This is a genomic window from Weissella sp. MSCH1 (assembly GCF_045799135.1).
Lineage (GTDB): Bacteria > Bacillota > Bacilli > Lactobacillales > Lactobacillaceae > Weissella.
Map to the genome: position 1 here is coordinate 17,047 of NZ_JBJMBA010000030.1, position 25,782 is coordinate 42,828.

The 25,782-nt window shown below is 44.7% G+C and carries 21 protein-coding genes and 4 tRNA genes; 6 read left to right on the forward strand and 19 right to left on the reverse strand.

The genetic code is table 11. The features are described 5' to 3' along the window. Positions 1–86: 86 nt before the first annotated feature. The 7 genes from ACJ28U_RS02410 to ACJ28U_RS02440 all read right to left on the reverse strand — a co-directional run bounded on the left by ACJ28U_RS02410 (position 87) and on the right by ACJ28U_RS02440 (position 9,231). On the reverse strand, positions 87–1,655 hold the full coding sequence (locus ACJ28U_RS02410) for a DEAD/DEAH box helicase (protein ID WP_099088702.1): 1,569 nt from the start codon (positions 1,653–1,655) through the stop codon (positions 87–89). 278 nt (positions 1,656–1,933) lie between these two features. Next, on the reverse strand, positions 1,934–3,196 hold the full coding sequence (locus ACJ28U_RS02415; RefSeq protein WP_099088701.1) for a UDP-N-acetylglucosamine 1-carboxyvinyltransferase: 1,263 nt from the start codon (positions 3,194–3,196) through the stop codon (positions 1,934–1,936). A 322-nt stretch (positions 3,197–3,518) separates the two neighbouring features. Next, on the reverse strand, positions 3,519–5,129 hold the full coding sequence (locus tag ACJ28U_RS02420; protein ID WP_099088700.1) for a CTP synthase: 1,611 nt from the start codon (positions 5,127–5,129) through the stop codon (positions 3,519–3,521). A gap of 187 nt (positions 5,130–5,316) precedes the next feature. Further along, a complete protein-coding gene (pnuC, locus tag ACJ28U_RS02425) occupies positions 5,317–6,111 on the reverse strand; it encodes a nicotinamide riboside transporter PnuC (protein WP_407618270.1) in 795 nt (264 codons plus the stop codon). Positions 6,112–6,316: 205 nt separating this feature from the next. Continuing rightward, on the reverse strand, positions 6,317–6,910 hold the full coding sequence (gene rpoE, locus ACJ28U_RS02430) for a DNA-directed RNA polymerase subunit delta (protein WP_010372050.1): 594 nt from the start codon (positions 6,908–6,910) through the stop codon (positions 6,317–6,319). 80 nt (positions 6,911–6,990) lie between these two features. Further along, positions 6,991–7,827, reverse strand: coding sequence for a sugar-phosphatase (gene yidA, locus ACJ28U_RS02435; RefSeq protein WP_407618271.1), 837 nt, complete (start codon positions 7,825–7,827; stop codon positions 6,991–6,993). Positions 7,828–7,872: 45 nt separating this feature from the next. After that, complete coding sequence (locus tag ACJ28U_RS02440) at positions 7,873–9,231, reverse strand: HD domain-containing protein (protein WP_010372056.1); 1,359 nt, start codon at positions 9,229–9,231, stop codon at positions 7,873–7,875. 105 nt (positions 9,232–9,336) lie between these two features. Between ACJ28U_RS02440 and ACJ28U_RS02445 the strand changes: the two genes are divergently transcribed. Continuing rightward, entirely contained in the window at positions 9,337–9,774 is a 438-nt protein-coding gene (locus ACJ28U_RS02445; protein WP_407618272.1) for a DUF1934 domain-containing protein, read from the forward strand. Positions 9,775–10,111: 337 nt separating this feature from the next. Here ACJ28U_RS02445 and ACJ28U_RS02450 read toward each other — a convergent pair whose 3' ends face one another. The 6 genes from ACJ28U_RS02450 to yycF all read right to left on the reverse strand — a co-directional run bounded on the left by ACJ28U_RS02450 (position 10,112) and on the right by yycF (position 17,227). Next, the gene (locus ACJ28U_RS02450) at positions 10,112–11,374 is read right to left on the reverse strand and encodes a S1C family serine protease (RefSeq protein ID WP_407618281.1); all 1,263 of its coding nucleotides are present in this window, start codon (positions 11,372–11,374) and stop codon (positions 10,112–10,114) included. A 114-nt stretch (positions 11,375–11,488) separates the two neighbouring features. Next, positions 11,489–12,298, reverse strand: a complete 810-nt coding sequence (locus tag ACJ28U_RS02455) for an MBL fold metallo-hydrolase (protein ID WP_407618273.1) — start codon at positions 12,296–12,298, stop codon at positions 11,489–11,491. Positions 12,299–12,390: 92 nt separating this feature from the next. Continuing rightward, on the reverse strand, positions 12,391–13,203 hold the full coding sequence (locus ACJ28U_RS02460; protein ID WP_099088694.1) for a two-component system regulatory protein YycI: 813 nt from the start codon (positions 13,201–13,203) through the stop codon (positions 12,391–12,393). After that, positions 13,203–14,528, reverse strand: coding sequence for a two-component system activity regulator YycH (gene yycH / locus ACJ28U_RS02465; protein ID WP_407618274.1), 1,326 nt, complete (start codon positions 14,526–14,528; stop codon positions 13,203–13,205). Before yycH ends, ACJ28U_RS02460 begins: the two co-directional genes overlap by 1 nt. Then, entirely contained in the window at positions 14,521–16,410 is a 1,890-nt protein-coding gene (gene walK, locus ACJ28U_RS02470; protein ID WP_010372072.1) for a cell wall metabolism sensor histidine kinase WalK, read from the reverse strand. The genes yycH and walK overlap by 8 nt, the downstream gene beginning before the upstream one ends. Before the next feature lie 115 nt (positions 16,411–16,525). After that, the gene (gene yycF / locus ACJ28U_RS02475; RefSeq protein ID WP_010372075.1) at positions 16,526–17,227 is read right to left on the reverse strand and encodes a response regulator YycF; all 702 of its coding nucleotides are present in this window, start codon (positions 17,225–17,227) and stop codon (positions 16,526–16,528) included. 188 nt (positions 17,228–17,415) lie between these two features. Between yycF and ACJ28U_RS02480 the strand changes: the two genes are divergently transcribed. The 4 genes from ACJ28U_RS02480 to ACJ28U_RS02495 all read left to right on the forward strand — a co-directional run bounded on the left by ACJ28U_RS02480 (position 17,416) and on the right by ACJ28U_RS02495 (position 18,345). Further along, positions 17,416–17,488, forward strand: a tRNA-Lys gene (locus tag ACJ28U_RS02480). A 202-nt stretch (positions 17,489–17,690) separates the two neighbouring features. After that, positions 17,691–17,763, forward strand: a tRNA-Lys gene (locus ACJ28U_RS02485). Positions 17,764–17,998: 235 nt separating this feature from the next. Continuing rightward, positions 17,999–18,071 (forward strand) — tRNA-Lys (locus tag ACJ28U_RS02490). 201 nt (positions 18,072–18,272) lie between these two features. After that, positions 18,273–18,345 (forward strand) — tRNA-Lys (locus ACJ28U_RS02495). Positions 18,346–18,430: 85 nt separating this feature from the next. On the opposite strand, the gene ACJ28U_RS02500 is transcribed toward ACJ28U_RS02495, so the two are convergent. The 4 genes from ACJ28U_RS02500 to rpsF all read right to left on the reverse strand — a co-directional run bounded on the left by ACJ28U_RS02500 (position 18,431) and on the right by rpsF (position 20,366). Next, a complete protein-coding gene (locus ACJ28U_RS02500; RefSeq protein WP_407618275.1) occupies positions 18,431–18,913 on the reverse strand; it encodes a hypothetical protein in 483 nt (160 codons plus the stop codon). Between the two features lie 231 nt (positions 18,914–19,144). Next, on the reverse strand, positions 19,145–19,387 hold the full coding sequence (gene rpsR / locus ACJ28U_RS02505) for a 30S ribosomal protein S18 (protein WP_003608765.1): 243 nt from the start codon (positions 19,385–19,387) through the stop codon (positions 19,145–19,147). Positions 19,388–19,438: 51 nt separating this feature from the next. Further along, entirely contained in the window at positions 19,439–19,990 is a 552-nt protein-coding gene (gene ssb / locus ACJ28U_RS02510) for a single-stranded DNA-binding protein (RefSeq protein WP_010375108.1), read from the reverse strand. Positions 19,991–20,066: 76 nt separating this feature from the next. Further along, the gene (gene rpsF / locus ACJ28U_RS02515) at positions 20,067–20,366 is read right to left on the reverse strand and encodes a 30S ribosomal protein S6 (RefSeq protein ID WP_003608769.1); all 300 of its coding nucleotides are present in this window, start codon (positions 20,364–20,366) and stop codon (positions 20,067–20,069) included. 473 nt (positions 20,367–20,839) lie between these two features. Here rpsF and ACJ28U_RS02520 point away from each other — a divergent pair, with 473 nt between their 5' ends. Then, positions 20,840–23,629 carry a MucBP domain-containing protein gene (locus tag ACJ28U_RS02520; protein WP_407618276.1) on the forward strand — a complete coding sequence of 930 codons (2,790 nt, stop codon included), beginning with the start codon at positions 20,840–20,842 and terminating at the stop codon, positions 23,627–23,629. A 63-nt stretch (positions 23,630–23,692) separates the two neighbouring features. On the opposite strand, the gene ACJ28U_RS02525 is transcribed toward ACJ28U_RS02520, so the two are convergent. Both ACJ28U_RS02525 and ACJ28U_RS02530 read right to left on the reverse strand, forming a co-directional pair. Next, complete coding sequence (locus tag ACJ28U_RS02525; protein ID WP_099088690.1) at positions 23,693–24,637, reverse strand: nucleoside hydrolase; 945 nt, start codon at positions 24,635–24,637, stop codon at positions 23,693–23,695. A 74-nt stretch (positions 24,638–24,711) separates the two neighbouring features. Further along, on the reverse strand, positions 24,712–25,698 hold the full coding sequence (locus ACJ28U_RS02530; RefSeq protein ID WP_010370699.1) for a ribose-phosphate diphosphokinase: 987 nt from the start codon (positions 25,696–25,698) through the stop codon (positions 24,712–24,714). Positions 25,699–25,782: the final 84 nt, after the last annotated feature.

Genomic DNA, 25,782 nt, shown 5'->3' on the forward strand with positions numbered 1-25,782 from the left:
AAAAAGAGAACTTGTGCTGAGAAGTCTGGTTTGCTATTCAAAATTTTTGCGCAAAAAAAGGCCGGTCATACAACCAGCCTTCTTTATTAATCGTTATTCTTAATGACAAAGTCACGTGATTGACGACGTGGTGCACCTGAGCGACCGCGTTGTGAACGATCACCTGAACCTGTACGGGCACCGCGGTCGAATGAACGACGTTCGCGTTGTCCGCGTTCACCATCGCGACCACCTTCACGACGACCACGGTAACCACCGCCACGACGATCGCCATCACGACGACCACGGTAGCCACCACCATTGCGTGAACCACCACCGAAGCCTGAACGCTTACGTGGCAATGGACGCTCACGTGACAACGTGAATTCAGCATCCATGTCTGAAACGTTTGCAACAGCTCCCAACAAAGCCGTAGCCAAAGTCTTTGCATCGTACTTTTCAACCAAAGTATCGATAACTTCTGAATCAACTGATCCTGAAGTTGCTGCAATAACTGCTTCAACTGAATCAGCTGCAACTGACATACGACCAGCCAACGCCTCTTCACGAGTAGGTGGCTTCAATGGCAACATACGCTTCTTCGTCAACTTTTCAATGTCCTTCAAGTAGTCCATTTCAGCATTTGAGATGAACGTTACAGAAGTTCCGTGCGCACCGGCACGACCAGTACGGCCGATACGGTGAACGTATGATTCTGAATCTTGCGGAATGTCAAAGTTGTAAACGTAGTCAACACCTGAAACGTCCAATCCACGCGCAGCAACGTCAGTGGCAACCAAAATCTTGATTTCACCATTCTTAAATTGCTTCAAAACTTGTGAACGCTTTTGTTGCGTCAAGTCACCGTGGATACCGGCAGCGTTAAAGCCGCGCAATTCCAAACCACGTGTCAATTCGTCAACACGGCGCTTTGTACGACCAAACATAATGGCCAACTTAGGTTGTTGTACATCCAAGATGTGCGTCAACGTGTCAAACTTTTCAAAGTCACGCACGCGAACGTAGTATTGCTCAACCAAATCAGTTGTCAATTCCTTGGCAGCGATTTGAATGTGCTCTGGTTCCGTCATAAATTGCACACCAATACGCTTGATAGCAGGTGGCATCGTTGCTGAGAACAACAACGTTTGACGTTGATCAGGAACGGCCTTCAAGATAGACTCGATGTCTTCCAAGAATCCCATGTTCAACATTTCGTCCGCTTCGTCCAAGACCAAAGTCTTAACGTTTGACAAGTTGATCGTGCCACGGTTGATGTGGTCGATCAAACGACCAGGCGTTCCAACAACGATGTGAGCACCATGGCTCAAACCGTTGATTTGGCGGCGAATATCAGCACCACCAAAGACAGCTTGTACCTTAACACGCTTATCGCGTCCCAACTTGAATAGCTCATCTTGTGTTTGAATAGCCAATTCACGTGTTGGTGAGACAACAAGTGCTTGTACTTGGTTGCTGTCAGTGTCAATCATGTTCAAGATTGGCAATCCGAAAGCGGCCGTCTTACCGGTTCCCGTTTGGGCTTGACCGATAACGTCCTTACCAGCCAAAGTCAAAGGAATCGTTTGTTCCTGGATTGGCGTGGCCTCTACATAGCCATGCTTCTCAATGGCCGTCAATAGGTCTTGTGATAGACCCAACTCTGAAAACTTCAAAATATTTCCTCCAGTTGCGATTGCGGAGTCAATCGCGCTCTATATATCGCGAACTACGAACAAAATTCAAACTAGACACAATCCGGCATCCATACTGCGTTTGATTTTGGCAACAGTCCTTTTTGTAACTTATCTATCTTATCCTGTTAACAAGTAATTAGCAAGTAACACGGTAGCAGAAAATTCATAGAATCATAACAAAACCGTCTTCACGACGCGTCACTCCGGTCGTGAAGACGGTTTAAATTTTTAAAATTAAACGCTGTGATTAACGTAAATTAATCTTCCGCAATTTGAATATCGGCATTCAACATCGTTAACTTGTGGATGATGTGATCGTAACCACGCAAAACGTGCTCAGCGTTGGTTACTTCTGTAATGCCATCTGCCATTAGACCAGCAGTAACCAGTGAAGCACCCGCACGAATTTCAGCAGCAGCCACACTAGCGCCATGGAAGTTATTACTCTTAGTAACCGTGATTTGACCATATTCAGGGTTTTCAATTGCCACACCTAACTTTTGTAGTTCAGGAATGTGACGTGTGCGCTCTGGGTAAATCGTTTCCGTAATCACGCTTTCACCATCAGCTAATGTTAGCAACGGCGTAATCGGTTGTTGCAAGTCAGTGGCAAAACCAGGGAATGGTGCTGTCTTAATGTGAATTGGCGTCAGGTTTTCTGACTTTGGTACGTAAATACTATCTTCACGTACATCCAATTGCACACCCATCTCAATCATTTTAGCCGTAAACGATTCCAAGTGTTCTGGAATAACATTCTTAACCAAAACCCCATCACCTTGTGCCGCAGCCAACGCCAAATAAGTTCCCGCTTCAATACGATCAGGAATAATCGTGTGCGTATTCTTTGACTCTAGCTTAGGCACACCAGTAATGCGAATGACATCCGTTCCAGCCCCACGAATTTGTGCCCCCATGTTGTTCAAGAACGTTGCCAAATCGATAATTTCAGGCTCACGGGCTGCATTTTCCAGAATCGTTGTTCCTTCAGCGTGTACAGCAGCCAAGATGATGTTCATGGTTGCACCTACTGACACCATATCCAAGAAAATACGAGCACCCTTTAGTCCATCATCGGCTGTGATGTAGACCGTATCATTTTCTTCGCGAACCTTCGCACCAAGCGCTTCAAACCCTTTAATGTGTTGGTCAATTGGTCGTGGCCCAATGTTATCACCACCGGGGAATGTTACCGTTGCGCGACCAAAACGGCCAAGCAAAGAACCCATAAAGTAATATGAGGCGCGCAAAGACTTAATTGCCGTCGAAGGCAACTCTGCTTCGACAATTTCAGTTGGGTCAATCATCAATTCGCCACCCTTAAATGTTGACGTGACGTTCATTGATTCCAAAATTACTTGCAAGTTGTATACATCTAAAATATCAGGCACACTATCAAACTTCACTGGCGTCTCTGCCAAAATAGCCGCTGGAATCAATGCTACTGTTGAATTCTTTGCGCCACCGATAGTCACTTCGCCACTCAGGCGACGACCACCATGGATAACCAATTTCTTCATTATTTTCACCCTTTTTATTAACAGGGGTTGCCCCCTACGCCTGTTCAGGCCCATTCATTTCATTAATTATTGTCTGTTATCACCGTTACCAATCGACTATCGCCGATTAGGATGTTTTCTCATCACCTGGATAACATTCTTTGTCAATTTTACAGTACAGATACACCAATAACAAGGAAACTTGCCATTCCGGCGCAAGGCGTAAACATTACTTTAAAATTATCAATTTGGTTAGTTTTATGGCGAAATATTGAGAAATTCAGGCACCGTAAAAAAAGAACCCGTTTCCCATCGTTGGAAACGAGCTCTCGCATTGACTAAATTAAGCTTCCTTCTTATCCAAAGCAGCCTTAACAAAGGCACCGTACAAAGGTTCTGGACGGTATGGACGTGACAAGAATTCTGGGTGGTATTGGGCCGCCACAAAGAAGTCGTTTTCTGGCAATTCAATAATTTCCATCAAGCGATCATCAGGTGACGTTCCAGCAAAGACCATACCAGCATCTTCAAATTCCTTACGGTAATCGATGTTGAATTCGTAACGGTGACGGTGACGCTCTTGGATCTCATCTTGACCCTCGTAGATTGCCTTCGTCAACGTACCATCCTTCAAGTCGGCTGGGTACAAACCAAGACGCAAAGTACCACCACGATCCGTAACTTCCTTTTGGTCGTTCATCAATGCGATAACTGGCGCATCTGTGTCTGGGTTCAACTCAATTGAGTTGGCGTCCGTGTAACCAAGGACGTGACGAGCAAATTCAACTGAAGCCAATTGCATTCCCAAGCATACGCCCAAGAATGGCACATTGTTCTCACGAGCAAATTGGATTGCTGAAATCTTACCTTCAGTACCACGAGCACCGAATCCACCAGGTACAATCACACCATCAGCATCAGCCAACAATTCTGAAACGTTCTCATCGTTAACCTTTTCTGAGTTGATGGCGTTGATTTCTACATCAGCATCAACCGCGTAACCACCGGCACGCAAGGCCTCGTTAACTGAAATGTAGGCATCTTGCAAATCAGCATACTTTCCAACCAATGTAATCTTCAACTTCTTCTTCAAGTTGCGGATCTTTTCAATCATGGCTGTCCATTCAGTCATGTCAGCTGGTTCAGCCGTCAAGCCCAAACGCTTCAAGATAACATCATCCATGCCTTGCTTTTGCATGTTCAAAGCAATCTCGTACAAAATGTCAACGTCCAAAGACTCAATAACCGCTTCAGGCGCAACGTCCGTGAACAATGCCAACTTCTCACGCATCTCTTGCGTAATTGGTTGCTCAGTACGAACAACCAACATGTCAGGTTGAATTCCCAATGAGCGCAACTCAGCAACTGAGTGTTGCGTTGGCTTCGTCTTCATTTCTCCTGCAGCGCGCAAGTATGGAATCAATGACGTGTGGATGTATGCGACGTTTTCAGCACCAACTTCGCGCTTCATTTGACGCAATGCTTCGATGAATGGCAATGATTCAATATCACCAACCGTTCCACCAACTTCAGTAATCACGATGTCAGCATCCGTTGTTTCAGCGGCGCGCATCATCTTTTCCTTCAATGCATTCGTGATGTGTGGAATAACTTGTACAGTTGCACCATCATAATCACCACGACGTTCCTTGGCCAAAACTTCAGAGTACACACGACCTGACGTCACGTTTGAATACTTGTTCAAGTTAATGTCGATGAAACGCTCATAGTGTCCCAAGTCCAAGTCAGTTTCCAAACCATCATCAGTGACAAAAGTTTCACCGTGTTGATATGGTGACATCGTTCCTGGGTCGACGTTAATGTATGGATCAAACTTTTGTACGGCAATCTTGAAACCACGGTTCTTCAACAAGCGGCCCAATGATGCTGCGACGATACCTTTACCCAATGATGAAACCACACCACCGGTAACAAAGACGTACTTAGCTGTCATAAAAATAATCCTCCGAGTTCTTTGTGCAGGAGCAATAAAAAATAAAAAAGCTCCCAATGCTAATTATAGCGTTGGGAGCGTTAATCAACTTTGATTACGTCTCGTATTAAACAAATACAAGAGCCCGGAACTTAATAATACACACCTTTTCAAAGTAAGTCAATATTAAGTGCCAACATTATTTATTTTAATCCTTATCTGCCACACGCAAACTCTTCTTAAACCATGGTGAGGCAAAGAAGGCGATGACATCGTTTCCCATGTACAACATGTACGTGAAGAACAAGACCAATGAGGCATCCCCTTGTGCGGCGGTCATCCCCCACAAGACAACTTGTGCGATTCCTTGCAGGAACCACATGTAGTAAGCCTCTGAAAAGCGGAGCGTCGTTAACACTGCCCCGGTAATTCCGATAGCAGCTGCACCCGCGTCAATTAATGGACGTGGTGAATGTGTGATGTAAATTTCGAAAAAGTACAAGGCCACAAATGACAAGACAAAGACCAAGACGAAGAACGTCCGCGTCTTAGCAAAAGTCATCTTTTCGCCACGATCTTTTACTTCACTAATCTTGCGGACATTCATGGCCACATCCTTTGACCATGATGGCATTAAAATAACCGGCAAATCCAACAAAATAATATAAACGAATTGCAAAACTGCATCCGCTGGATTGTGCGCTTCAATAGCCAACCCGATGTATACCAGGGCCGAAACTAACCCTAAGATACCGTTCACAGGTCGGGCATTCGTAATTGCCAAGGTTGTCGTAAACCCTAGCAAAGCGGCAATCAGCGTCCAAACAGCCATCCCCGTAACAGGGTTAGCAATCGTTTGACTAATCAGAAAACCAAAACCGAACATCAACAACATGTATGAAGCTGTTGCCCAGCCCTTCATTTGTTCGACGTACCATGATGGTTTAAAAATTTTAGCGACGTGTTCCCAAGAAAACTTTGGGGACGTTTGTGGTGCATTCATAATGAATACCTCTCTTCCGGTTCTTGATTAACGTGCGGTTTACCGCGCACGCTTTACTTTATTACGCGAGGACTTTCTCGCGGTTACCTCTTAAAAAGCAACTTTACCAGTTTACGGGAATTCTTAAGAAAATGCAAAAACGTTTTAACAATCACAAAAAAACGCATAGCCATCACAGCCATGCGTTTTTATTGTTAATTAAAAATTAACGCTCGATGTCACCTGAACCATAGTCGTCGTCGACTGGGGCGATGCCACCGATTTCTTCGCCGATTCCGCCAGCAACTTCGTCATTACCGAAGTTGTCATCTGAATCGTCGTCATCGTCGTCATCCGCATCGTCGTCATCATCTGATGCAGCTGCCGTCTCGTCTTCTTCTTCAACGTCACCGAAGTCATCGTCTTCAGGATCATCGTCGTTGTAGTCGATAACATCGTCATCATCTGCAACGTCTGCCAAGAAGGCATTGATCTTCTTACGCTTCTTCTTCTTTGGTTGACCTTCTTCTTCTTCAAGATCCAAGTGAACGGCTTCATCGATTGAGTCGATTGGGTACCATGAACGAAGCCCCCAAACGTTATCACCCAAAGAAATGAATGAACCGTCAATATTCAAATCAGTGTAAAATTGTGCCAAGCGCGCACGAATCTCTTCGTCCGTCTTACCAGTGAATGATTGTACTTCATTCAACAAATCACTAAACGCCATGGTGTCATGACGGTCAGACAAAATCGCACGAGCAACTTCAATCATTGAAAGCTCAGCCTTATTTTGGCCGTCAAATTGTGTTAATGCCAAATCACTGCACGTCCTTTCGCGGTCTTACTCAATGTCTTATCTTACAATATTTCAGGCATTTCGGCAAATATTATTCTCGGTTAATCCGCCAATTCCGGCACATCCCGACCAAGAACCCATTTTTCGACTGCCACACCAACGCCATCTTCATTTTGCGTCGTGGTTTCAACGTCCGCAATTGCCTTCACTTCAGGTACTGCATTTCCCATGGCAACGCCTAAGCCAGCCGCCTCAATCATTGTCAAATCGTTTTGTTGGTCGCCCAATGCCATCGTCTCTGATCGGTCGATGCCCAGCAATTCTGCCAGTGCCAACAACCCGCTCCCCTTCGTAGCATCCTTGTGCATAAACTCCAAGTGCTGGGGCGTTGACTTGACAATATAGTACTTATCACGAATGGCCTGTGGCAGTGCTTCACGCCAGCGATCCACATCCGCTTCGTCACCGATAAACATGAACTTAACATAATGGTCATTTGGATCCATCTCAGCCATATCCGTCACATGCAATGGCATCTTAATCAAGAAGTTTTCACGACTTGCCCAATAGTTGATTGTGTCATCCGTTGTATACGCAGCATCCAACGTTTCAACTTGCAGGTACGCACCCAAGTCATTGGCCACTTCACGCAACGTCAAATAATCATCGTACGACAACTCTTGACCGCCCAGCGCCTTACCTGAGGTAGTTTGCACAACGCCACCGTTATACGTCACTGCATACTGGTCGTCACGATTGTTCAATCCCAGTTCATCCAAGTATTCTTGCACGCCTGGCAATGGACGTCCCGTCGTCAGAACAACTTTAACACCTTGCGCTGTTGCTTCGTTCAAAGCAGCCTTAACACGTGGCGTAACTTGCTTGTCTGTATTCACCAATGTGTCATCAATATCGATTGTAATTAGCTTAATCGTCATGTTTATCCCCCATAAACGGTTTCGTCTGGCAGCGCTCGGCCTACCTTATTTAGTTACTGGTGCAATTAGTGTTTCGTTATGCACATAACGCTGGAATTCATTGTAAAGCGGCGCCATGACATCACCCACAGCATGTTCACTCATCATCTCACGTGGGAAGAAGAAGCGGGCATTACCAAAGATGCGGCCTGTCATCGCTTCAACCAGCGCACTTTGCGTTGACAATTCAACCAACTCACCAGCTGGTTGAATTAATTCAATTTGGGTTCGTGGCTTTTTATCACGCGGATTATAAGCATCATACGGTAAGTCATAACTATCGTTCTCTGCGGTGTAATAACGCTCATCAAACCCAGCCGAAGAAATCAATTTCGTAATCGCTGGTAGCAAACTACGTGCATCATCTTCAATCAAAATCGACTTCAGTGGTTTACGATCCAAGAAACGTGTAGCCAAATCAGCTAAAATCGCATCATCCGCCAAACGCCATTCGCTAATATTAGCCAGCATGACCGAGTCATCCAACATCAAGTATTGTTGGAGTGTCACCTCACCAGCGAAGAGCGGTTGCAAGGCCGGCGAAATGAAATCCGCTGAAATACGTGGATCTGCCTGACTCTCATCGTACAAGAACTTCGCACGTTCTAGTAGATGTTGTAGTAACACCTCAAACGAACGTGAAACCGGGTGGAAATACACCTGCACATACATTTGGTAGCGTGAGACCACATAGTCTTCAATGGCATACATGCCCTTTTGATCGAAGGCGATACCGCCCTCATAAGGACGCATCACGTGAATAATGCGTGACAAATCAAATTCACCGTAAGTGGCACCCGAATAATAAGCATCTCGTAACAGATAATCCATCCGGTCGGCATCGATTTGACTTGAAATCAACTGCACGACTTGCGGGTTCGGATAGGTCTTGGCAATCACACTCGCCACCTTGGCCGGGAAATCAGGTGCCACCTCAGCCAACACTTGGTGGATTTCTGTTTCTGGTGACAAAATAATTTGTTGCGTATAAGCTTCGTGATCAGTATTAAAAATATGTTCGAACGTATGTGAGTATGGGCCGTGGCCTAAATCATGTAGCAACGCCGCGCTTAACAACACCAATCGTTCGTTTGCATCCCACAAGCCATCCCCAGGTTCCTTAGAAGGGAAAAACTTCTCAAGGTGATCAGCAAATTGCCGTGCAATTTCGTAGACCCCTAATGAATGTGAAAATCGTGAGTGTTCCGCACCGTGGAAAACGGCACTGGCAACGCCCAACTGCTTGATGCGTCGCAACCGTTGAAACTCAGTGGTGCCGATCAAGTCAAGAATCACCTGATCTTGGACACGAATAAAGTTATGCACTGGGTCGCGGAAAACTTTCTCTTTTACTGTTGTCATCATGATTGCCACAACGCCTTTCTGATTTATCAGATCAATTGTTTCTTACATTATAACGTACAAAAGCCTGTATAATAGGTGCAATAGGATTTTATAAGGAGATTTTATATGTCTGCCACTAACAACGAACGACCCGTATCAGTAAAATTACAAACAACTATCCAACAAGATGGTGATAAAGAGACCTTTACTTTTACAGAAACCGGCACCATTGTCGAAATGAACGGCACAGCCTACTTACGCTATACCGAACACCAAGCAGGGTTTGAGACCCCCGTCACGTTCAAAGTGCGTCCTGATGGTGAAGTGTCGCTAAAGCGATCTGGCGAAAGTGCCACTCATTTGCGATTTATGGCCGAACAAACCATCCCCACTCGTTACACCACAGCCCAAGGTTCAATGATACTTGATGTTCAAACAACAACTTTATCAGCAAACGTGGCTGATTCTTTCGACAATGGTATTGTTGAAATCGCTTATTCTTTGTTAACTGGTGAAACGATTCTTGGTGACTATACGTTACGTTTAGAATTCAGCGTTAATTAACACTAACGAAAAAGGTTCGACAGCTTATGCTATCGAACCTTATTTTTTGTACAAAAAAAGACCATCGTGCAAGAGGGGGAACGCAACGATGGTCCGCCGCCGGCTACTATCGCAACCAGCGAGGGGGGTGTCACGCAGTTTGGGGAACTGCGTGACGCTTCATGTACTTTGGGGAGTAATGAAATCCACTAGGAACAGTGGATGAATATATAATAGCCAATTCGTATGAATTTTATGTAAATAGAATGTTTCAATTGATTAACAAAACTAACTTTCAGTAAGAAATTAGTTGCAAAAACAGGACACATCGCAAAATGTGCCCTGTTTTTCACGTTTTTTAGTTTTGATTTGCTTCTGACTTCGTTGATAATGAGCTCGTTGTCTTCGTCAATTTCACGTCAGTCGTCTTTTGCTTACCATCGCGGTAGTAGGTTACCTTAATTGTGTCACCAACCTTGTGCTTATACAAAGCATCTCGCAAGTCACCCGAACCAGTAACCTCAGTATCGTCAATCTTGGTAATCACATCGTACTTCTTCAAGCCCGCAGTCGCTGCTGCTGACCCATCTTCAGTACTAATAACCACAACACCACCTGAAACGCTGGTTGGCAACTTCAAGATTGTTGATTGATCCGTCGTTGAAACATTACTCAAATCAACCATTGAAACGCCCAAAGCTGGTCGTTCAACCTTTCCATTCTTCTCCAACTCATTAATGATGTTAACTACCGTGTTAGCCGGAATCGCAAATCCCATTCCTTCAACCGACGTACCGTCAGTTGATGACGCCAACTTCATTGAGTTGATACCAACCACTTGACCGGCCAAGTTCACCAATGGGCCACCTGAGTTTCCGGGATTGATTGCTGCGTCCGTTTGGATAACCGTGGCCTTACCGAGCGAATCACCGTTCTCATTCGTGGCATCGACTTCGCGCTTCGTTGCTGAAATGATTCCTTCCGTCACCGACGTCGCATACTCCGATCCCAATGGTGAACCGATGGCCAAAACTGATTGTCCCGGCTCAATCTTACTTGAGTTAGCAAAGTCAGCTACTTCTGATACCTTACTTGCATTAATCTTCAACACAGCCAAATCAGTTTGCTCATCAGTACCAACCAACGTCGCCGTCAACTTAGTGCCATCGCTCAACAAGACTTGCAACGCGTTTGACCCTGAAACCACGTGGTTGTTCGTGACGATATAAGCCGTGTTACCATCCTTCTTGTAAACCACTCCTGATCCCTCAGAAGCCGTCTGCAAGTCTGACGAATCCGTCGACTTGCTATCACTTGATGATGAATCACTACCACCAAACAAACCGCCGAATAATGAGTCGCTGTCTGAAAGGGATTGTTGCTTTTGCAAGTTAATCACTGACACAACTGCACCCGACACCTTGTTAAAGGCCTTCGTTGCATCAGATTCACCCTTCACGTTCGAGTTACTTACCTTCACCGGTGTCGTCTTACCAGTTGTAACTGTTGAAAAAGTGCCGGCGTTATTCAGGTAAGTTACGCCACCAGCAGCGGCACCACCGCCAACTAGCCCGGCAACAATCCCGATAATTGCTATTTTTGTGGTTGATGTCTTCTTCATGCTTTTCTCTCGCTTATCTCCGTTGTCCATGGTTATTCCCCTCCATGTCTATTTTCCGATTATTGTACCGTAATTATAGAAATAAACCCTTTAAGACGGCTTAAGGTCGCTATTTTAAACCTCAAACAATTTCGTCGCTACCGCTGGATCCGTATCAAATAAATTAAAATCATGGTTAACACCAAAGTCATGTTCTTCCAATACTTGTTGGACCGTCAAATGCGCCAATGGCTTTTGATTGTTCTCTTGACTCAAGTGCCCCAAATAGACATTCTTTGTTCGATCGCCCAAAATTTCGGTCAATGCCAAAGCGCCATCTTCATTTGATAAGTGTCCTTGATCACTCAAAATACGTTGCTTCAATGACCAAGCATAACCACCCATCCGCAACATTTCATAATCATGATTTGCTTCCATCAAAATGGCGTCGGCATTACGGATTGTCCCAGCGATGCGATCATTCACATAACCCGTATCAGTTAACATAGCGAACGTTTTATTATTGTGATGAAACGCATAGAACTGCGGATCAGCCGCATCGTGCGACACACTGAAACTCTCGACGTCTAAATCACCAAACAACTTCGTATCCCCCGCTTCAAACAGGTTCATTTGTTCTGGCTTTACCTTACCAATCTTGCCAGCCATCGCATCCCAAGTTTTGGCATTCGCATAAACATCAAACCCATATTTACGCGCTAAAACACCAACCCCCGCAATGTGATCGCTATGTTCGTGTGTCACAAACAAGGCATCAACATCCTGTAACGAGCGTCCAATTTGGGACATTAAGCCATCAATCTTTTTACCTGACAACCCCGCATCTACTAACACTTTATGCGTGGGGGTTTCAATATAGGTCACATTTCCTTGACTACCCGAAGCCAACATCGACACACTAAATTCACTTGCCACTTTGTGCATCCCCTATCTTAATCATATTTATCACCTGTTAAAAAACGCCACACGACAAAAATGTCATGTGGCGTTTCGTCATTAACTATTCTAACACGTGATTATTTCATCAATGAGCCATTTAGCGCATTGACCCGTAAAATTGTCGTTTCATCAGAAGGATCTGTTACTGAAAAAATCCAAGCTGGTACAAAAATGATATCACCATGCACCGTCGTCAATGGCGAATACCCCAGCTCACTCCAGTTAACCGTGCCATTATTAGGAATCTCATTATACTGATATGCCCCAATCAACGCTTTCTCTTCTGAAATCAAACTCGTTGAGTCACGCAACACCTGTGGATTTTCAACATAACTTTGCGTATAGCTCTTTAATTCATGATTTGCGGTGAGCACAAATCTAATTTGCGCCCGTTGCGACATGAACGACCGTGAATCGGAAATCTTCTGGGCATAAACCACAACGTCCGACTCTGTCGAGGTTTTGTTAGCATACTCCGTCAATTTCTCATCATAACGATACTGCGACCCGGCAACAACCTTGCGTGGATCGTTAACAATCTTATCAATTGCTTTGCGCACATCCGCACGTGACTTGCCTAGATTAATCGTGCGACTAGGCGTAACGGTTAACTGATCGTTCGTCAACTTCGCATCCCACGCCTTGCTTAGCGTCGATAACCGATCTCGCAAAAACGTCTCGCCACTCTTACCCGCAAGATAGACCCCCGTCTTCTCCGCTTGACTGAGTTTACCAACTTTTATCCCATCATTTCGCATTTCAGTGAGAATGCTTTCTGATGACGTTGGATTTGAAGCAGGCTGATGTAATTGAAACCATTGCACAGCTAAAAAAATATCAATCACCACAAACACAGCCAGAAAAGTCGCTAATATCTTTTTAAAATCCATTAGTCATCACCCTCCTGTCGCGCATCAGCAATCGCATCCTTCACCGCTTGCCATTTGTCGCCGACCTCAAAGTACCACTCAGGCTGCAAAGTCACGACATTTTCAGTCGTATCAGATACCCAACGATAACCATATGCTAAATCAACAACTTGTTTCTTACTAATACCAATATCCGCCAATTGTTTGTAAACCGCAGCAGAGTCAGAAAGCGTGGCCCGTGAATCGTTGTCCGCCGGTAGTGGCACCTGAAGCGAGTACTGTGAAAAATCAATCTCTTCGTGCCGCTCATCATGCTGTTTAATTTGAACCGTTCCATACGTCGTTTGGTTATAAATCGGTAACCCGTTCACGTATAAGCGGTACGTCAAATTACGCCCCATATCGTGGCTCTCAAAGAAATAAATGTTATCCGGAATCTGATGAATCCGGACTAGCCAATCGTAGCCCATCCGCATGCGTTCATTAAAGTCATTACCGACATTATCAACGTCATAGGCATCAAAATGTACCACACCACTGTTCGTATTCAATGTCATTTGTCGTGATGATCCATCGTTATACGTTAAGATATCTCCCTTGCGTGTTGCACTTGGTGTGGTCGTGCCAGCAAATAATGAAGACAAATAATTATTTGTCCCATTCGTCTCCATCAGATAACTATACGACCGTAGTGACACATCTGATAACGTATCTGTCAAAAGATGCTTGCCGTTTAACCGGTACGCTACTGGCACTGTTTCAGAACTCATTTTAAATGAGGACATCGTCTTAGCAGCTGATGTCACCTTGTAGCGATAAACCGTGCGTTTTTTATCGTCAAAAAACGCGACCGTTGTGGCGTCCTTCATAGGCACACGAATACGGCTAATCTCGGCATTAGTCGGCAAGTCTAAATCACCACTCAGCATATCATCCACAATGTCACCTGCCACCCCATCTGGGAAGGCCATCACCATTGTGTTTGTTTGTGCCAAAGCTTTCAGATAACCTTTATTCGATAAGCGTTCCTTCTTATCAAACGTCATCTGCCAGTTCGCTAAGCGTTTAATCATCTTAGTCGTTGTTGGTCGGTAATCCACGACCATGTATTGTCCATCTTTTCGGTTATAGACCAGCTGATCTAAATCATACAATCCGGTCACCGACTTTGCTGCCACAACCTGCTTAGTAGCGTCCGCATCCGACGCGTTTTTCAAATCGCGCCCCGGACTCCGCCACAAACCAACCGACAAAATTAAGCTTACTAAAATCGCAAGTATCAACGCCGTGACAAGGCCGAAACGGCGCATCAACACCTTCAGACGAAAATGCAGACGATTAATCATCCCATTCTCCGTCGTCCCACTCATCATCAGTAGGATCGTATGGTTCATATGGCAATGAAATTGAGAACGTTGAGCCCTGTCCCTCAGCCGATTCTACCCAAATTCGGCCGCCAAAACGTTCAATAATTTCCTTTGAAATTGCCAATCCCAGTCCCGTACCACCTTGAGCACGCGAACGTGCTTTATCCACACGGAAGAAACGATCAAAAATGTGACCCAGGTCTTTTTTAGGAATTCCCAAACCTTGGTCTGTGATGCTCAAGACAACTTCCTTCTGATTATCAATCATCCGAGCCGTTACCACACCACCATCCGGCGAGTACTTAATTGCATTATTCATAATGTTATCAATCACCTGGGTGAACTTAGACGTATCTAGCTCAACCCAAATTTGTACCTTTGGAATTTCACGTTTAATCGTGTAGTACTTTTCAGGTTTATCATCGTTCGCAATAATCATATCGAATCGATTCAAAATATAATTAAACAACTCACCTACGTTAACGTATTCCGTTTCAAGCTTCATAGTGCCTGAATCCATCCGTGATAACTCAAGCAAATCATTAATCATATGAATCATACGAGTCGTTTCATCTTGTGCAACTGCCAAGAAATTGCGCGCCACTTCAGGATCATCAATAGCACCTTCTTGTAACGCATCAACGTATGACTTCACGGACGTCAACGGGGTCCGCAATTCGTGCGAGACATTCGAAACGAATTGGCGACGTTCCAATTCAATTCGCTGCTGTTCCGTAACGTCGTGTAACACAATGACCAAACCTGAAATAAAGCCTGATGCACGCTGTATCAAACTAAAGTACGCTCGAATAATCAATTGACGCTCATCCGTACTGAAATCAAGCAATAATTCTTCTTGATTATCAAGCAATTCACGCAAATTGTAACGGTCTGATATTTGTAGGACTTCCAGAATTGATTGCCCCATCGCAACCGTGCTGTCATCAATCCCTGTCATCTGCAACGCCGCTGTATTAATGATATTGATGCTACCACGACGATCAGTTGCAATAACCCCATCCGTCATGTGTTCCAACACCGAATCCAATCGACGACGTTCAAACTCTGTCGAATTCGTTGTCTCTTCAATTCGAACAGCCAAGGCGTTAACATTTTCAGCCAGTTGACCAATCTCATCATTTGAACGAACTAAAATACCACCTGAATAATCACCTTGTGCAATACGGGTTGTTCGGTCATTAATTTCCGCAATCGGCTTCGTTAAGCTGCGCGAAATAATAACCGCCATCACGACACCTAACATCACGGCCAGCAACGACGCAGAGAAGTAAATCAGCGAAATATGATTCAGATTGTCATAAACCGTCTCTAAACTAGCCCGAACCTCGACGACCCCAACGATGTTACTTTCGCCAGCTGATGAACTAACCAGCGGCTTCACCATCACTTGATACCGTGTGCCTGAGCGCTGCTCAACTGGATTTTTGGTATATTTACCGCCAGCCAACGCGGCTTTCACATTGGCATCCGTTGTTTTTTGACCCACTTCGTCTTGATTATTAATATCACTTGTACCACGTACAATCCCTGAGGAATCAACAACTGTAATCTCAGAAATTGACGCATTATTCACCGATGTCAAAATCGTGTGAATATCCGCATTCACTTTTGTCTGGTCACTACTTGTTAATTGTTGCGTTAATGAATCATTAACATACGCCGGTAAAGCAATTTGGGTTCGGAAACTCGCCAGGTTTTGTTGTTCCAAACGCTTTACGAAAAAGGCACCAACTAATTCAAGTGTCACCAACAGCGTGAGTGTAAATACTAATGCAATCTTAAAATGGATCGACGAGAAAAAACGTCGCCATTTCTTCGGCTCTTGCATATCTTCAGCCATTAAAATCTCCCACTTTGACTAAAAAAAGGCTAATGCCATGCCAACCGGCAGGGCATTAGCCTGTTACGTACGTTATTTATAGTAGCTAATAGCCACGTCATCAAATATTTGGTTATTATTCTTCAGAAGCCTTCAAATAGTAACCAACACCACGTCGGGTCATCAAAATTTGTGGGTGACTTGGTGTTTCTTCAATCTTTTCACGGATTCGACGAACCGTAACGTCAACCGTGCGCACGTCCCCAAAGTAATCGTAGCCCCAAACCGTTTGCAACAAATCATCACGCGTCATCACTTGACCAATGTGCTTGGCCAAGTGGTGCAACAATTCAAATTCACGGTGCGTTAATTCGATATCTTGACCATTCTTAGATACCATGTATGCATCTGGGTGAATCGTCAAAGCACCAATCTTAATATCACCACTGTCATCCATCACATTTTGACCGACAACTGGCGTCTGACGACGTAGGTTTGCTTTAATGCGCGCCAATAACTCACGATTTGAGAATGGCTTCGTCACGTAATCGTCCGCTCCCATCTCCAAACCAAGCACTTTGTCGATTTCTGAGTCCTTAGCAGTCACCATAATAACCGGCGTCTGTGACTTCGTACGAATTTGACGCAACACTTCGGTTCCTTCAAGTTCAGGCAACATCTGATCCAGCAACACTAAATCAGGATCTTCACTTTCAAATAGATCTAACGCTTCACGACCATCCATGGCCACGACAACGTCATATCCTTCTTTTGTCAAATTAAACTTAATAATATCTGAAATTGGTTTTTCGTCATCAACGACTAAAATTTTACTCATTAGTTTTCATCCTCCCAGTGGCGGGTCTCTGACAGTAATTATATCATGTTACAGCGTTTTCGTAACTTTTCAGACGATTTTCGTAACTTTCTAGTCACACAATTCATTCTTTGCGCAAAAAGGGGTTGCAAAACATTCATAGTCTTGGTATGATAGTTTCTGTTGTTGAGGCAACGGTATAGAAATATGGGCAGATAGCTCAGTTGGTAGAGCAACGGACTCTTAATCCGTGGGTCCAGGGTTCGAGCCCCTGTCTGCCCATCCCATAAACCACTAGGTCATTCGATCTAGTGGTTTTCTTTTTGCAATAATTATTCCCATAGTTAGATAAGCAGCTCGTTTACCATTACCTTCATCAATCGGCTACAAACCGATAACCAAAACATTTTAAACAAAACACTTGCGCAACTCATTTTATTCTGGTAATATATATTTTGTTGTTGAGGCAACGGCATAGAAATATGGGCAGATAGCTCAGTTGGTAGAGCAACGGACTCTTAATCCGTGGGTCCAGGGTTCGAGCCCCTGTCTGCCCATCCCATAAACCATCAGGTCATTCGATCTGGTGGTTTTCTTTTTGTATCAAAAGTCTTTACGAAACTGATGCATCTCTTGTGCCCTTTTTTCAACAAACGCCCCACACCACGATGCAGTACCAACCTTCCACACCATTCGCAAACACCCAATTGATTAATTTAAATAAAACACTTGCACAACTTGTTTTATTCTGGTATTATATATTTTGTTGTTGAGGCAACGACATAGAAATATGGGCAGATAGCTCAGTTGGTAGAGCAACGGACTCTTAATCCGTGGGTCCAGGGTTCGAGCCCCTGTCTGCCCATCCTATAAACCGCCAGGTCATTCGATCTGGCGGTTTTCTTTTTTGCAATTTTCCCACGGTTAGATAAACAAACAACACTTGCGCCATTACTCTCATTAATCACCTACACGACAATCAAAAACATTTTTAACAAAACACTTGCGCAACCCGTTTTATTCTGGTAACATATATTTTGTTGTTGAGGCAACGGCAGAGAAATATGGGCAGATAGCTCAGTTGGTAGAGCAACGGACTCTTAATCCGTGGGTCCAGGGTTCGAGCCCCTGTCTGCCCATCCCATAAACCATCAGGTCGTTTGATCTGATGGTTTTTTATTTATCAAAAAACGAGGTCGAAAGTTCTCCCCCGCACGTGATAATTCATTTAACTGCAGCAATCCGACCATCAAAATTCAGCGCTAGCAATCCGCGATCAATCATCCCTTCAACAATGTCTTCGTTTCGTTCCCCTGGGTGTTGCGCCTCTAACTCATCTTGGTACGTATCCACGTAGGTATCTTCAAACGCATCACGTATATCCTCTTTAGAACCAGTTTGAATGATGCCATCCTTTTGATCCGCAATAAACTTGTCCAAATCCTCACTCAGACGCGTTTCTACCGCAGTTTGCGATGGCAAACTCGTGGCACTGCTCGTGGCCGTCGAATCACTCGTAGCGCTTGCAGATGACGAACTTGTTGACTCGCTGGCTAACTTAGCTGATTCTGAATAACTCTTAGCTAAGCTCGCTTCATATCGACGTTCAAATTGCTCTTCCTTATGATCGTTGTAAGCTGCCATCCCCACCGCACCAACAATTAAAGCAACAGCCACACTCCCGACACTAATTATCCACTTCTTCATCAGCAGACACCCCCTTCTTCATTATCACTAACGTTACCATGCAGATATGTACAAACAAACGACCCACAATTGAAAACATTATGGCTTAAAATCGGTCAGTATCAGCATACTCAGCTAAACAGCCATGTTCATCTGCCAAAAGGTAAAAACACACTTGCTGCGAATAAAAAAAGAGCGACTCAGCAAAAGCTGAGTCGCTCTTTTAAGGTTGTTACTAAAAGCGTTACGCTATTAGTCTTCTGCAACGAATGGCAAAAGACCCATAACACGTGCACGCTTGATAGCAGTCGTCACCTTACGTTGGTTCTTAGCAGACGTACCCGTCACACGACGAGGCAAGATCTTACCGCGTTCTGAGATGAAACGCTCCAACAATTCAGTGTCCTTGTAATCCACGTATTCGATGTGGTTGGCTGCGATAAAGTCAACCTTACGACGACGGCGAGGGCCGCCACCACGACGTTGTTGTGCCATGATTAATTCCTCCTGATAGACTTATGTCGTTAGACAATTAGATATATCAACTTAGAATGGTAGATCATCGTCAGAGATATCAACCTCTTGACCACCACCGAAAGGATCATTAGATGATTGTGCAGGTGTTGACGCACCACCAAACACATTACCATTTGATGCAGGTGCACCGAATGGGTTTTGTGCTGGCGCGGCATTGAAGCCGCCTTGGTTGCCACCCTGTTGACCACCGCCGAAGTTATTGTTTGCTGAACCGCTTTGTGCACGGCGTTGCTCACTTTCAGCGCGACTCTCCAACAATGAGAAGTTGTCAACGACAACTTCTGTGACATATACACGTTGACCTTGTTGGTTCTCGTAGTTACGAGTTTGCAAACGGCCTTCAACCGCAACCAATGACCCCTTAGAGGTAAAGTTCGCAAAGTTTTCAGCCGACTTACGCCAGATAACGGCGTTAATAAAGTCGGTCTCACGCTCACCATTAGCGTTAGTAAACTGACGGTTAACAGCAAGTGAGAAAGTTCCGACAGCAGCACCTGAAGTCGTGTAACGTAATTCAACGTCACGCGTCAAGCGACCAACCAGAACAACACGATTAATCATATGGAAAGTCTCCTTTCAATGGTCCATCGACCAATAAAACTAAGTCAATAAAAATGTTAGACAATTAAGCTAACAATTACTCAGCTGATGCAAAGTCGCGCTTTACAACCATGTGACGCAAGATATCTTGTGAGATCTTTGCCAAACGATCAAATTCGTTGATGGCTGCGTCATCTTCTGCAGTAAAGTTAACGATGTGGTAAGTACCCTCACGGTAACCTGCAATTTCGTATGCAAAACGACGTGATGACCAGTCCTTAGACTCTGCCACCGTTGCACCGTTGTCCGCCAAGATCTTGTCGAAACGCTCAACCAATGCCTTCTTAGCATCAGCGTCCATGTCAGGGCGAATGATGTACGTCAATTCGTATGCCATAATAACTTCCTCCTTTTGGTCTATGGCCGACTTCCTGCCGGCAAGGAGAGCTGTTGAAACAAATTTCAACATAACTCACAAGAACTAAGTTTACACGCCCCACCAACGTTTTGCAAGTAGAATGGATACGCCTTTTTCAACATGATTTTTTTATGCACACAGCTAAGATTCCTAAATTTAGCGGTTAATCATTATGGCATTTCTCACGAGAGCGACGAGAATAGTCCCGCATATGAGACACATTATTCAAATGAACCAACACCACTCTAAAACAATGGGAAACAACTAAAAAATAGTATACAAAAACAATCTAAAAGTATTTTTAATGTCTAATTTTGTAAAAATTTAAAAATTCATCAAAAAATTCAAACGCCATTTTTGTTGTTTACGCACTCAAAACTAACGATAATATACAAAGGTTATTGCTTATTATTAGTAATTACAAAAGAGAAAGAAAGAGTTCGTAACATATTATGGATACATATAAAGTTTCACGACGTTCGGCAACACGTCGTTTGCTATTTAGTGTCGCACTATTAGGGACCGTGGCACTGTCTGCCCCAATTTCTGTTGTCGCTGCAACAGATGGGTTTTCTGTTTCAACACCATCATCTACTTACGATGTGGCAAACGGATTCCTCACCTTTGATTCCCAAACCTCAAAAGATCAAAGCTGGCTAGTTCCAAGTGGTAATTGGTACTTCTCAGTTAATACTGCAGACATTAACGCCGGTTTAGCCAACCCCGAAGTGCACGCAATTTACATCAGTGCCTACGGTCAACGCACCCAATTAACCTTCAATGGCGACGGTACGCAAACACTAACTGGCGATCGTGGCGTCTCATATCGTGTGCAAGTTAAGAATGGTGAAGTTAATTTGTATAACGGCGGTTCAAATGCTTCAATGGATATCCCCGTTCGCACAACCCAAACAACGTACTTCAAGGACGTTAACGGCAAGGATATCGCACCTGCCGTGGCACAAAGTAACGCAATCGTAGGGCAAGACTACACCACAACGTCTAAAGCAATTCCTGGTTATACCTTAACCGAGACACCCGTTAACGCGACCGGTACCGTTTCAAACCAAAAGACGACTTATGTTGTTGGCACAACAACAACAGAGCCCCTTTACGATGACAACGGCCGCCAATGGGCCATCGCAACTAAGACGATTACCGATCCAGCTGGCTCAATTACCGAAACATTGCAAGTCACGGATCGCAACGGGAACCCAATCAGTGGCGTCTTACGTCCGTCAGAAGGCGGATCAATTGCGCCCGGTAGTTACGGTACCTTTGCTGGCTTGTCACGTTACGGTGCCCCATACGGCACGCTGTACTTAACAAACCACAACATTGAACCTGACACGGTTACCTACGTGTATAAGAAGAATCAAGAAACTGCCAACATCGTGTTAAAGACACCAGATGGTACAGTTCTTGGGAAGACGACCGTCACTGGTGACTACGGTGACACGCCTTCATATACGCCACCAACCATACCTGGTTATACGTTGACAAAGACACCAACAATCAATCCTTTGAATGATGATGACACGCCAACTTACGAGTACGAATACACGCCAAAGACCGAAACCGCAACGGTTAAGGCCGAAGTTATCGATGCTAACGGTAATCCAACTGGTAAGTATCTACAAATTGATTCATCATACAAGTACCCAATTGAGCAGAGCGGTCCTTTTAACTCATCATATAAGTTCGGTATCCCCGTCTTGAGCGGTACCGATGCCGACGAGTATATGTATGCCGGTTCGGGTCAAGCTTCTGATTCTGAAAAGGATTACTACGATCCGGAATCGGGTATCGTGACCGGCGTCTACATGGATGACACAAATACAGTGACGTATTACTTCCGTGAGAAGCCAAAGCCAATTACACCAACTGTTCCTGTTACACCTTCAACGCCCGATGACGGCAAGAACGGTAACAACGGCGACAAGACCAACACAGGTAATGGCGGTGATACGACAACTCCTACGACACCGTCTACACCCGAGACACCTGATGCGCCAACAAAGAACCCAACCATCACGCCCGACCCTAACTTTGTCATGGGTTCGGCAACGATTGAGTACGTTTACGCAGACGGTTCACAAGCTGCAGAACCTGGGGCACAATCTGGTCGCGTCGGTACCGACTATAGCTTCGACGCACCTGACAAGCCAGGTTATACCAAGACAGTTACCGGTGCCGATTTGTCAGGCGTTCTAAGCGATCAACCTAAGCACATCATCGTAACCTACACGCCAATTGAGCAAACGATTAAGGTACACCACGTAGACGAACAAGGTAACAAGCTCGCTGACGACACAACCATGACTGGTGTGACTGGCGATACGGCAACTGCTGAAGCTTATGACACAATTAAGGGTTACAAGGTTAAGGGCGCTAGCGAACAATCCGTTACCTTTGGCAAAGACGGCGACGTCACGTTCGTTTATACAAAGAACACCAAGAAGGTCACTGTTGTGCCATTCACCCGCGATAAGGACGGTAATCGTGTGCCAATCCCTGGTCAAACCCAAGTTGTTGAAGTTCCTTGGGAAGAGAACCAAACAAAGGTACCGGTTTCTGACTTGCCAAACATCCCTTATTACACGCGTGGTGATATTGCCGTTGACGGCGGTTATGCAACTGTCGATGGCGATTACATCAAAGTTGATACCTCAACTAACCCACCTACTTTATGGGTCGAGTACAAGCCTGACACTAACAACCCAGTTGTCGGTGAAGATGTTGGTACAAACACAGACTATCCTGGTAAGGTTGTCCCAGTTGATCCTGACGGCAAAACATTGAAGCCTGATGGTGACGCCTCATACAATGACAAGCCTGGAACAAAGATTAAGACACCAACTGTGCCTGGTTATACAGCCGAAGTGCCTAATGTTGAAGTACCTGTTGGTGGTGGTGATATCAAGGTCACTTACCACAAAAAGCCTGTCAGTGACGTGGACACAAAGAGTAACACACCAATCGCCAAGGCAGTTAAAGACGTGCACGAAGCCACACCAACGCCTACCACGGCTACTCCTGCTACGACACCAGCCGATAACACAACCACAGCATCATCAGATAACACACCTGTTAAATCTGATGACAAGCCAGCACTAGCACAACTATTGCCAGAAACTGGTCAAGACTTGCAAGTCGGCGTGTCAATTATTGGTCTTGTGATGCTTGCATTCGCTGCGATTTACGCCTTTGTAATTCGCCCAGTGCGTCGTCGCAATAAATAATTTACGTTAGTTAAAAAAGCGATGGGAAATCGATATGATTTCCCATCGCTTTTTACATGTTAATTAACGAAACAATGCTGTCGTGTAATTCATGAAACGTTCCAAGTAGAATGGTTCATCAACTGCCACAGCTGCAAAGTTATTCTTATGTGGATCACGCAAGCGGGTTGGATCACCAATTGTACGTCCATCTTCATGCGTCACCATCATATTCAATGGCAACAACGTTACCAAGTTGGGGTCAACTGCCACACCAACAGCCAATGGGTCGTGCAAAGCTGCCCCAGCTTTGTTGATGTCCAAGTCGTAGTAAGCATCAATGTAGTAATCAAAGATGTCTGCAAAGACACGGCCCTTTTCAGTACCCAAATCACGCCAAACTTGTGTTTCTTTCTTTGTTAACAGCGTTTGCAAAGTAACATCAAGACCAACCATCACTAGGTGCTTAGCATGCTTGAACACATAATCAGCTGCTTCAGGATCTTGATTAATGTTAGCTTCGGTATAAGGCGTCACATTTCCAGGCACGACCAAAGCACCACCCATTAGCGTTACGTTGCCAATCAAGTTTTCGATTTCAGGGTCCTTTTGATAAGCTTCAGCTAAGTTGGTCAATGGACCAGTTGGTACAATTACCAAGTCATCAGCGTACTTGTGTGCTGATTCAATAATAAAATCGACCGCCGTTTGCGATGACAAAGCTGTCGTCGGTGCAGGCAACGTCACATCCCCGATACCATTCTTACCGTGAATATCCATCGACACTTGCATTGTCTCAAAGTTATCCGTTGTCGATGAATGCGCCGCCCCGATAAAGACTGGAACATCCGTACGACCCAATAGCTCAAGTAGCTTCAGTGTATTTTCACCTGCCGTCGTCACTTGTGTATTTCCAAATGAAGAAACCACACCAATCAAATCTGAATCCGGCGTGGCCAACGCATACGCCAAAGCCAAGGCGTCATCTACACCAGTATCCAAATCCAAAATCATCTTTTTCTTTGCCATCATATAACCCCTTTATAAAATAAAAGCACTGCTCTAAATCATTATTAGAACAATGCTGTTACTGTCAAAATATATTAGTCGACCGTACGGTGGAAACGGTTCTTGAACAATGGAGAAACCGCTTGGTTCTCATTGATTCGCTTAATCGCTTCACCAATCAATTCAGCAGTCGTAACTTGTACCAACTTAGGGAACTTCTTCTCTTCTGGCAAGTTAATTGAGTCCGTTACAATAACCTTCTCAAAGACTGAGTTTTGCAATGTATCGACGGCCTTACCAGAGAAGACAGCGTGCGTTGCCACAACATAGACTTCAGCAGCCCCTTCGTCCTTCAACTTTTGGGCACCTTGTGAAATCGTACCACCGGTATCAATCATGTCATCAATCATGATGGCACGCTTCCCCTTAACATCACCAATGATGTTCATGATTTGCGCAACGTTCGCCTTTGGACGACGCTTATCAATAATGGCAATTGGTTCTTGTGAACCTAGCAATTCAGCCAAAGCACGTGCACGCGTCACACCACCGTGGTCTGGTGACACAACGACAGTATTATCATCGGCAATCCCTGATGTAATCAAGTAATCAGCCAACAATGGTGCACCCATCATGTGGTCAACAGGAATGTCGAAGAAACCTTGGATTTGCGCAGCGTGCAAATCCAAAACCAAGACACGCGTTGCACCAACCATCTCAAGCATGTTGGCAACCAACTTCGCTGAGATTGGCTCACGTGAACGAGCCTTACGATCTTGTCGTGCATAACCATAGTATGGCATAACAACGTTGATTGACTTTGCGCTTGCACGACGCAATGCATCAATCATAATCATTAATTCCATCAAGCTATCATTAACGGGCGCTGACGTTGGTTGGATAACGTATACGTTATCGCCACGTACTGACTCTTCAATGTTAATTTGAATTTCTCCGTCACTAAATCGTGCAATGTTGATTTGTGACAATTCCACGCCAATTGAAGCGGCAATCTTTTCCGCCAAAGGCTGATTGCTGCTCAATGAAAAAATCTTCAAATGCGGATCCGCATAGGTCGCCATGTTGCCCTCCATAGACACATCACTGTGTTCCTCAAGTGTTCAATAGTTACATTGTACAGTTTTTTTCAGTATTCTTCAACGAAT

Excerpts from the sequence above, each read along its gene's own strand:
- ACJ28U_RS02445 (WP_407618272.1), top strand. The coding sequence starts at position 9,337 with ATGTCTGCCACTAACAACGAACGACCCGTATCAGTAAAATTACAAACA.
- ACJ28U_RS02450 (WP_407618281.1), bottom strand. The coding sequence starts at position 11,374 with ATGAAGAAGACATCAACCACAAAAATAGCAATTATCGGGATTGTTGCC.
- ACJ28U_RS02440 (WP_010372056.1), bottom strand. The coding sequence starts at position 9,231 with ATGATGACAACAGTAAAAGAGAAAGTTTTCCGCGACCCAGTGCATAAC.
- ssb (WP_010375108.1), bottom strand. The coding sequence starts at position 19,990 with ATGATTAATCGTGTTGTTCTGGTTGGTCGCTTGACGCGTGACGTTGAA.
- rpsR (WP_003608765.1), bottom strand. The coding sequence starts at position 19,387 with ATGGCACAACAACGTCGTGGTGGCGGCCCTCGCCGTCGTCGTAAGGTT.
- yycF (WP_010372075.1), bottom strand. The coding sequence starts at position 17,227 with ATGAGTAAAATTTTAGTCGTTGATGACGAAAAACCAATTTCAGATATT.
- ACJ28U_RS02460 (WP_099088694.1), bottom strand. The coding sequence starts at position 13,203 with ATGGATTTTAAAAAGATATTAGCGACTTTTCTGGCTGTGTTTGTGGTG.
- ACJ28U_RS02525 (WP_099088690.1), bottom strand. The coding sequence starts at position 24,637 with ATGGCAAAGAAAAAGATGATTTTGGATTTGGATACTGGTGTAGATGAC.
- rpsF (WP_003608769.1), bottom strand. The coding sequence starts at position 20,366 with ATGGCATACGAATTGACGTACATCATTCGCCCTGACATGGACGCTGAT.
- ACJ28U_RS02500 (WP_407618275.1), bottom strand. The coding sequence starts at position 18,913 with ATGAAGAAGTGGATAATTAGTGTCGGGAGTGTGGCTGTTGCTTTAATT.
- pnuC (WP_407618270.1), bottom strand. The coding sequence starts at position 6,111 with ATGAATGCACCACAAACGTCCCCAAAGTTTTCTTGGGAACACGTCGCT.
- ACJ28U_RS02530 (WP_010370699.1), bottom strand. The coding sequence starts at position 25,698 with ATGGCGACCTATGCGGATCCGCATTTGAAGATTTTTTCATTGAGCAGC.
- ACJ28U_RS02455 (WP_407618273.1), bottom strand. The coding sequence starts at position 12,298 with ATGCACAAAGTGGCAAGTGAATTTAGTGTGTCGATGTTGGCTTCGGGT.
- yycH (WP_407618274.1), bottom strand. The coding sequence starts at position 14,528 with ATGATTAATCGTCTGCATTTTCGTCTGAAGGTGTTGATGCGCCGTTTC.
- walK (WP_010372072.1), bottom strand. The coding sequence starts at position 16,410 with ATGGCTGAAGATATGCAAGAGCCGAAGAAATGGCGACGTTTTTTCTCG.
- ACJ28U_RS02415 (WP_099088701.1), bottom strand. The coding sequence starts at position 3,196 with ATGAAGAAATTGGTTATCCATGGTGGTCGTCGCCTGAGTGGCGAAGTG.
- ACJ28U_RS02520 (WP_407618276.1), top strand. The coding sequence starts at position 20,840 with ATGGATACATATAAAGTTTCACGACGTTCGGCAACACGTCGTTTGCTA.
- ACJ28U_RS02420 (WP_099088700.1), bottom strand. The coding sequence starts at position 5,129 with ATGACAGCTAAGTACGTCTTTGTTACCGGTGGTGTGGTTTCATCATTG.
- yidA (WP_407618271.1), bottom strand. The coding sequence starts at position 7,827 with ATGACGATTAAGCTAATTACAATCGATATTGATGACACATTGGTGAAT.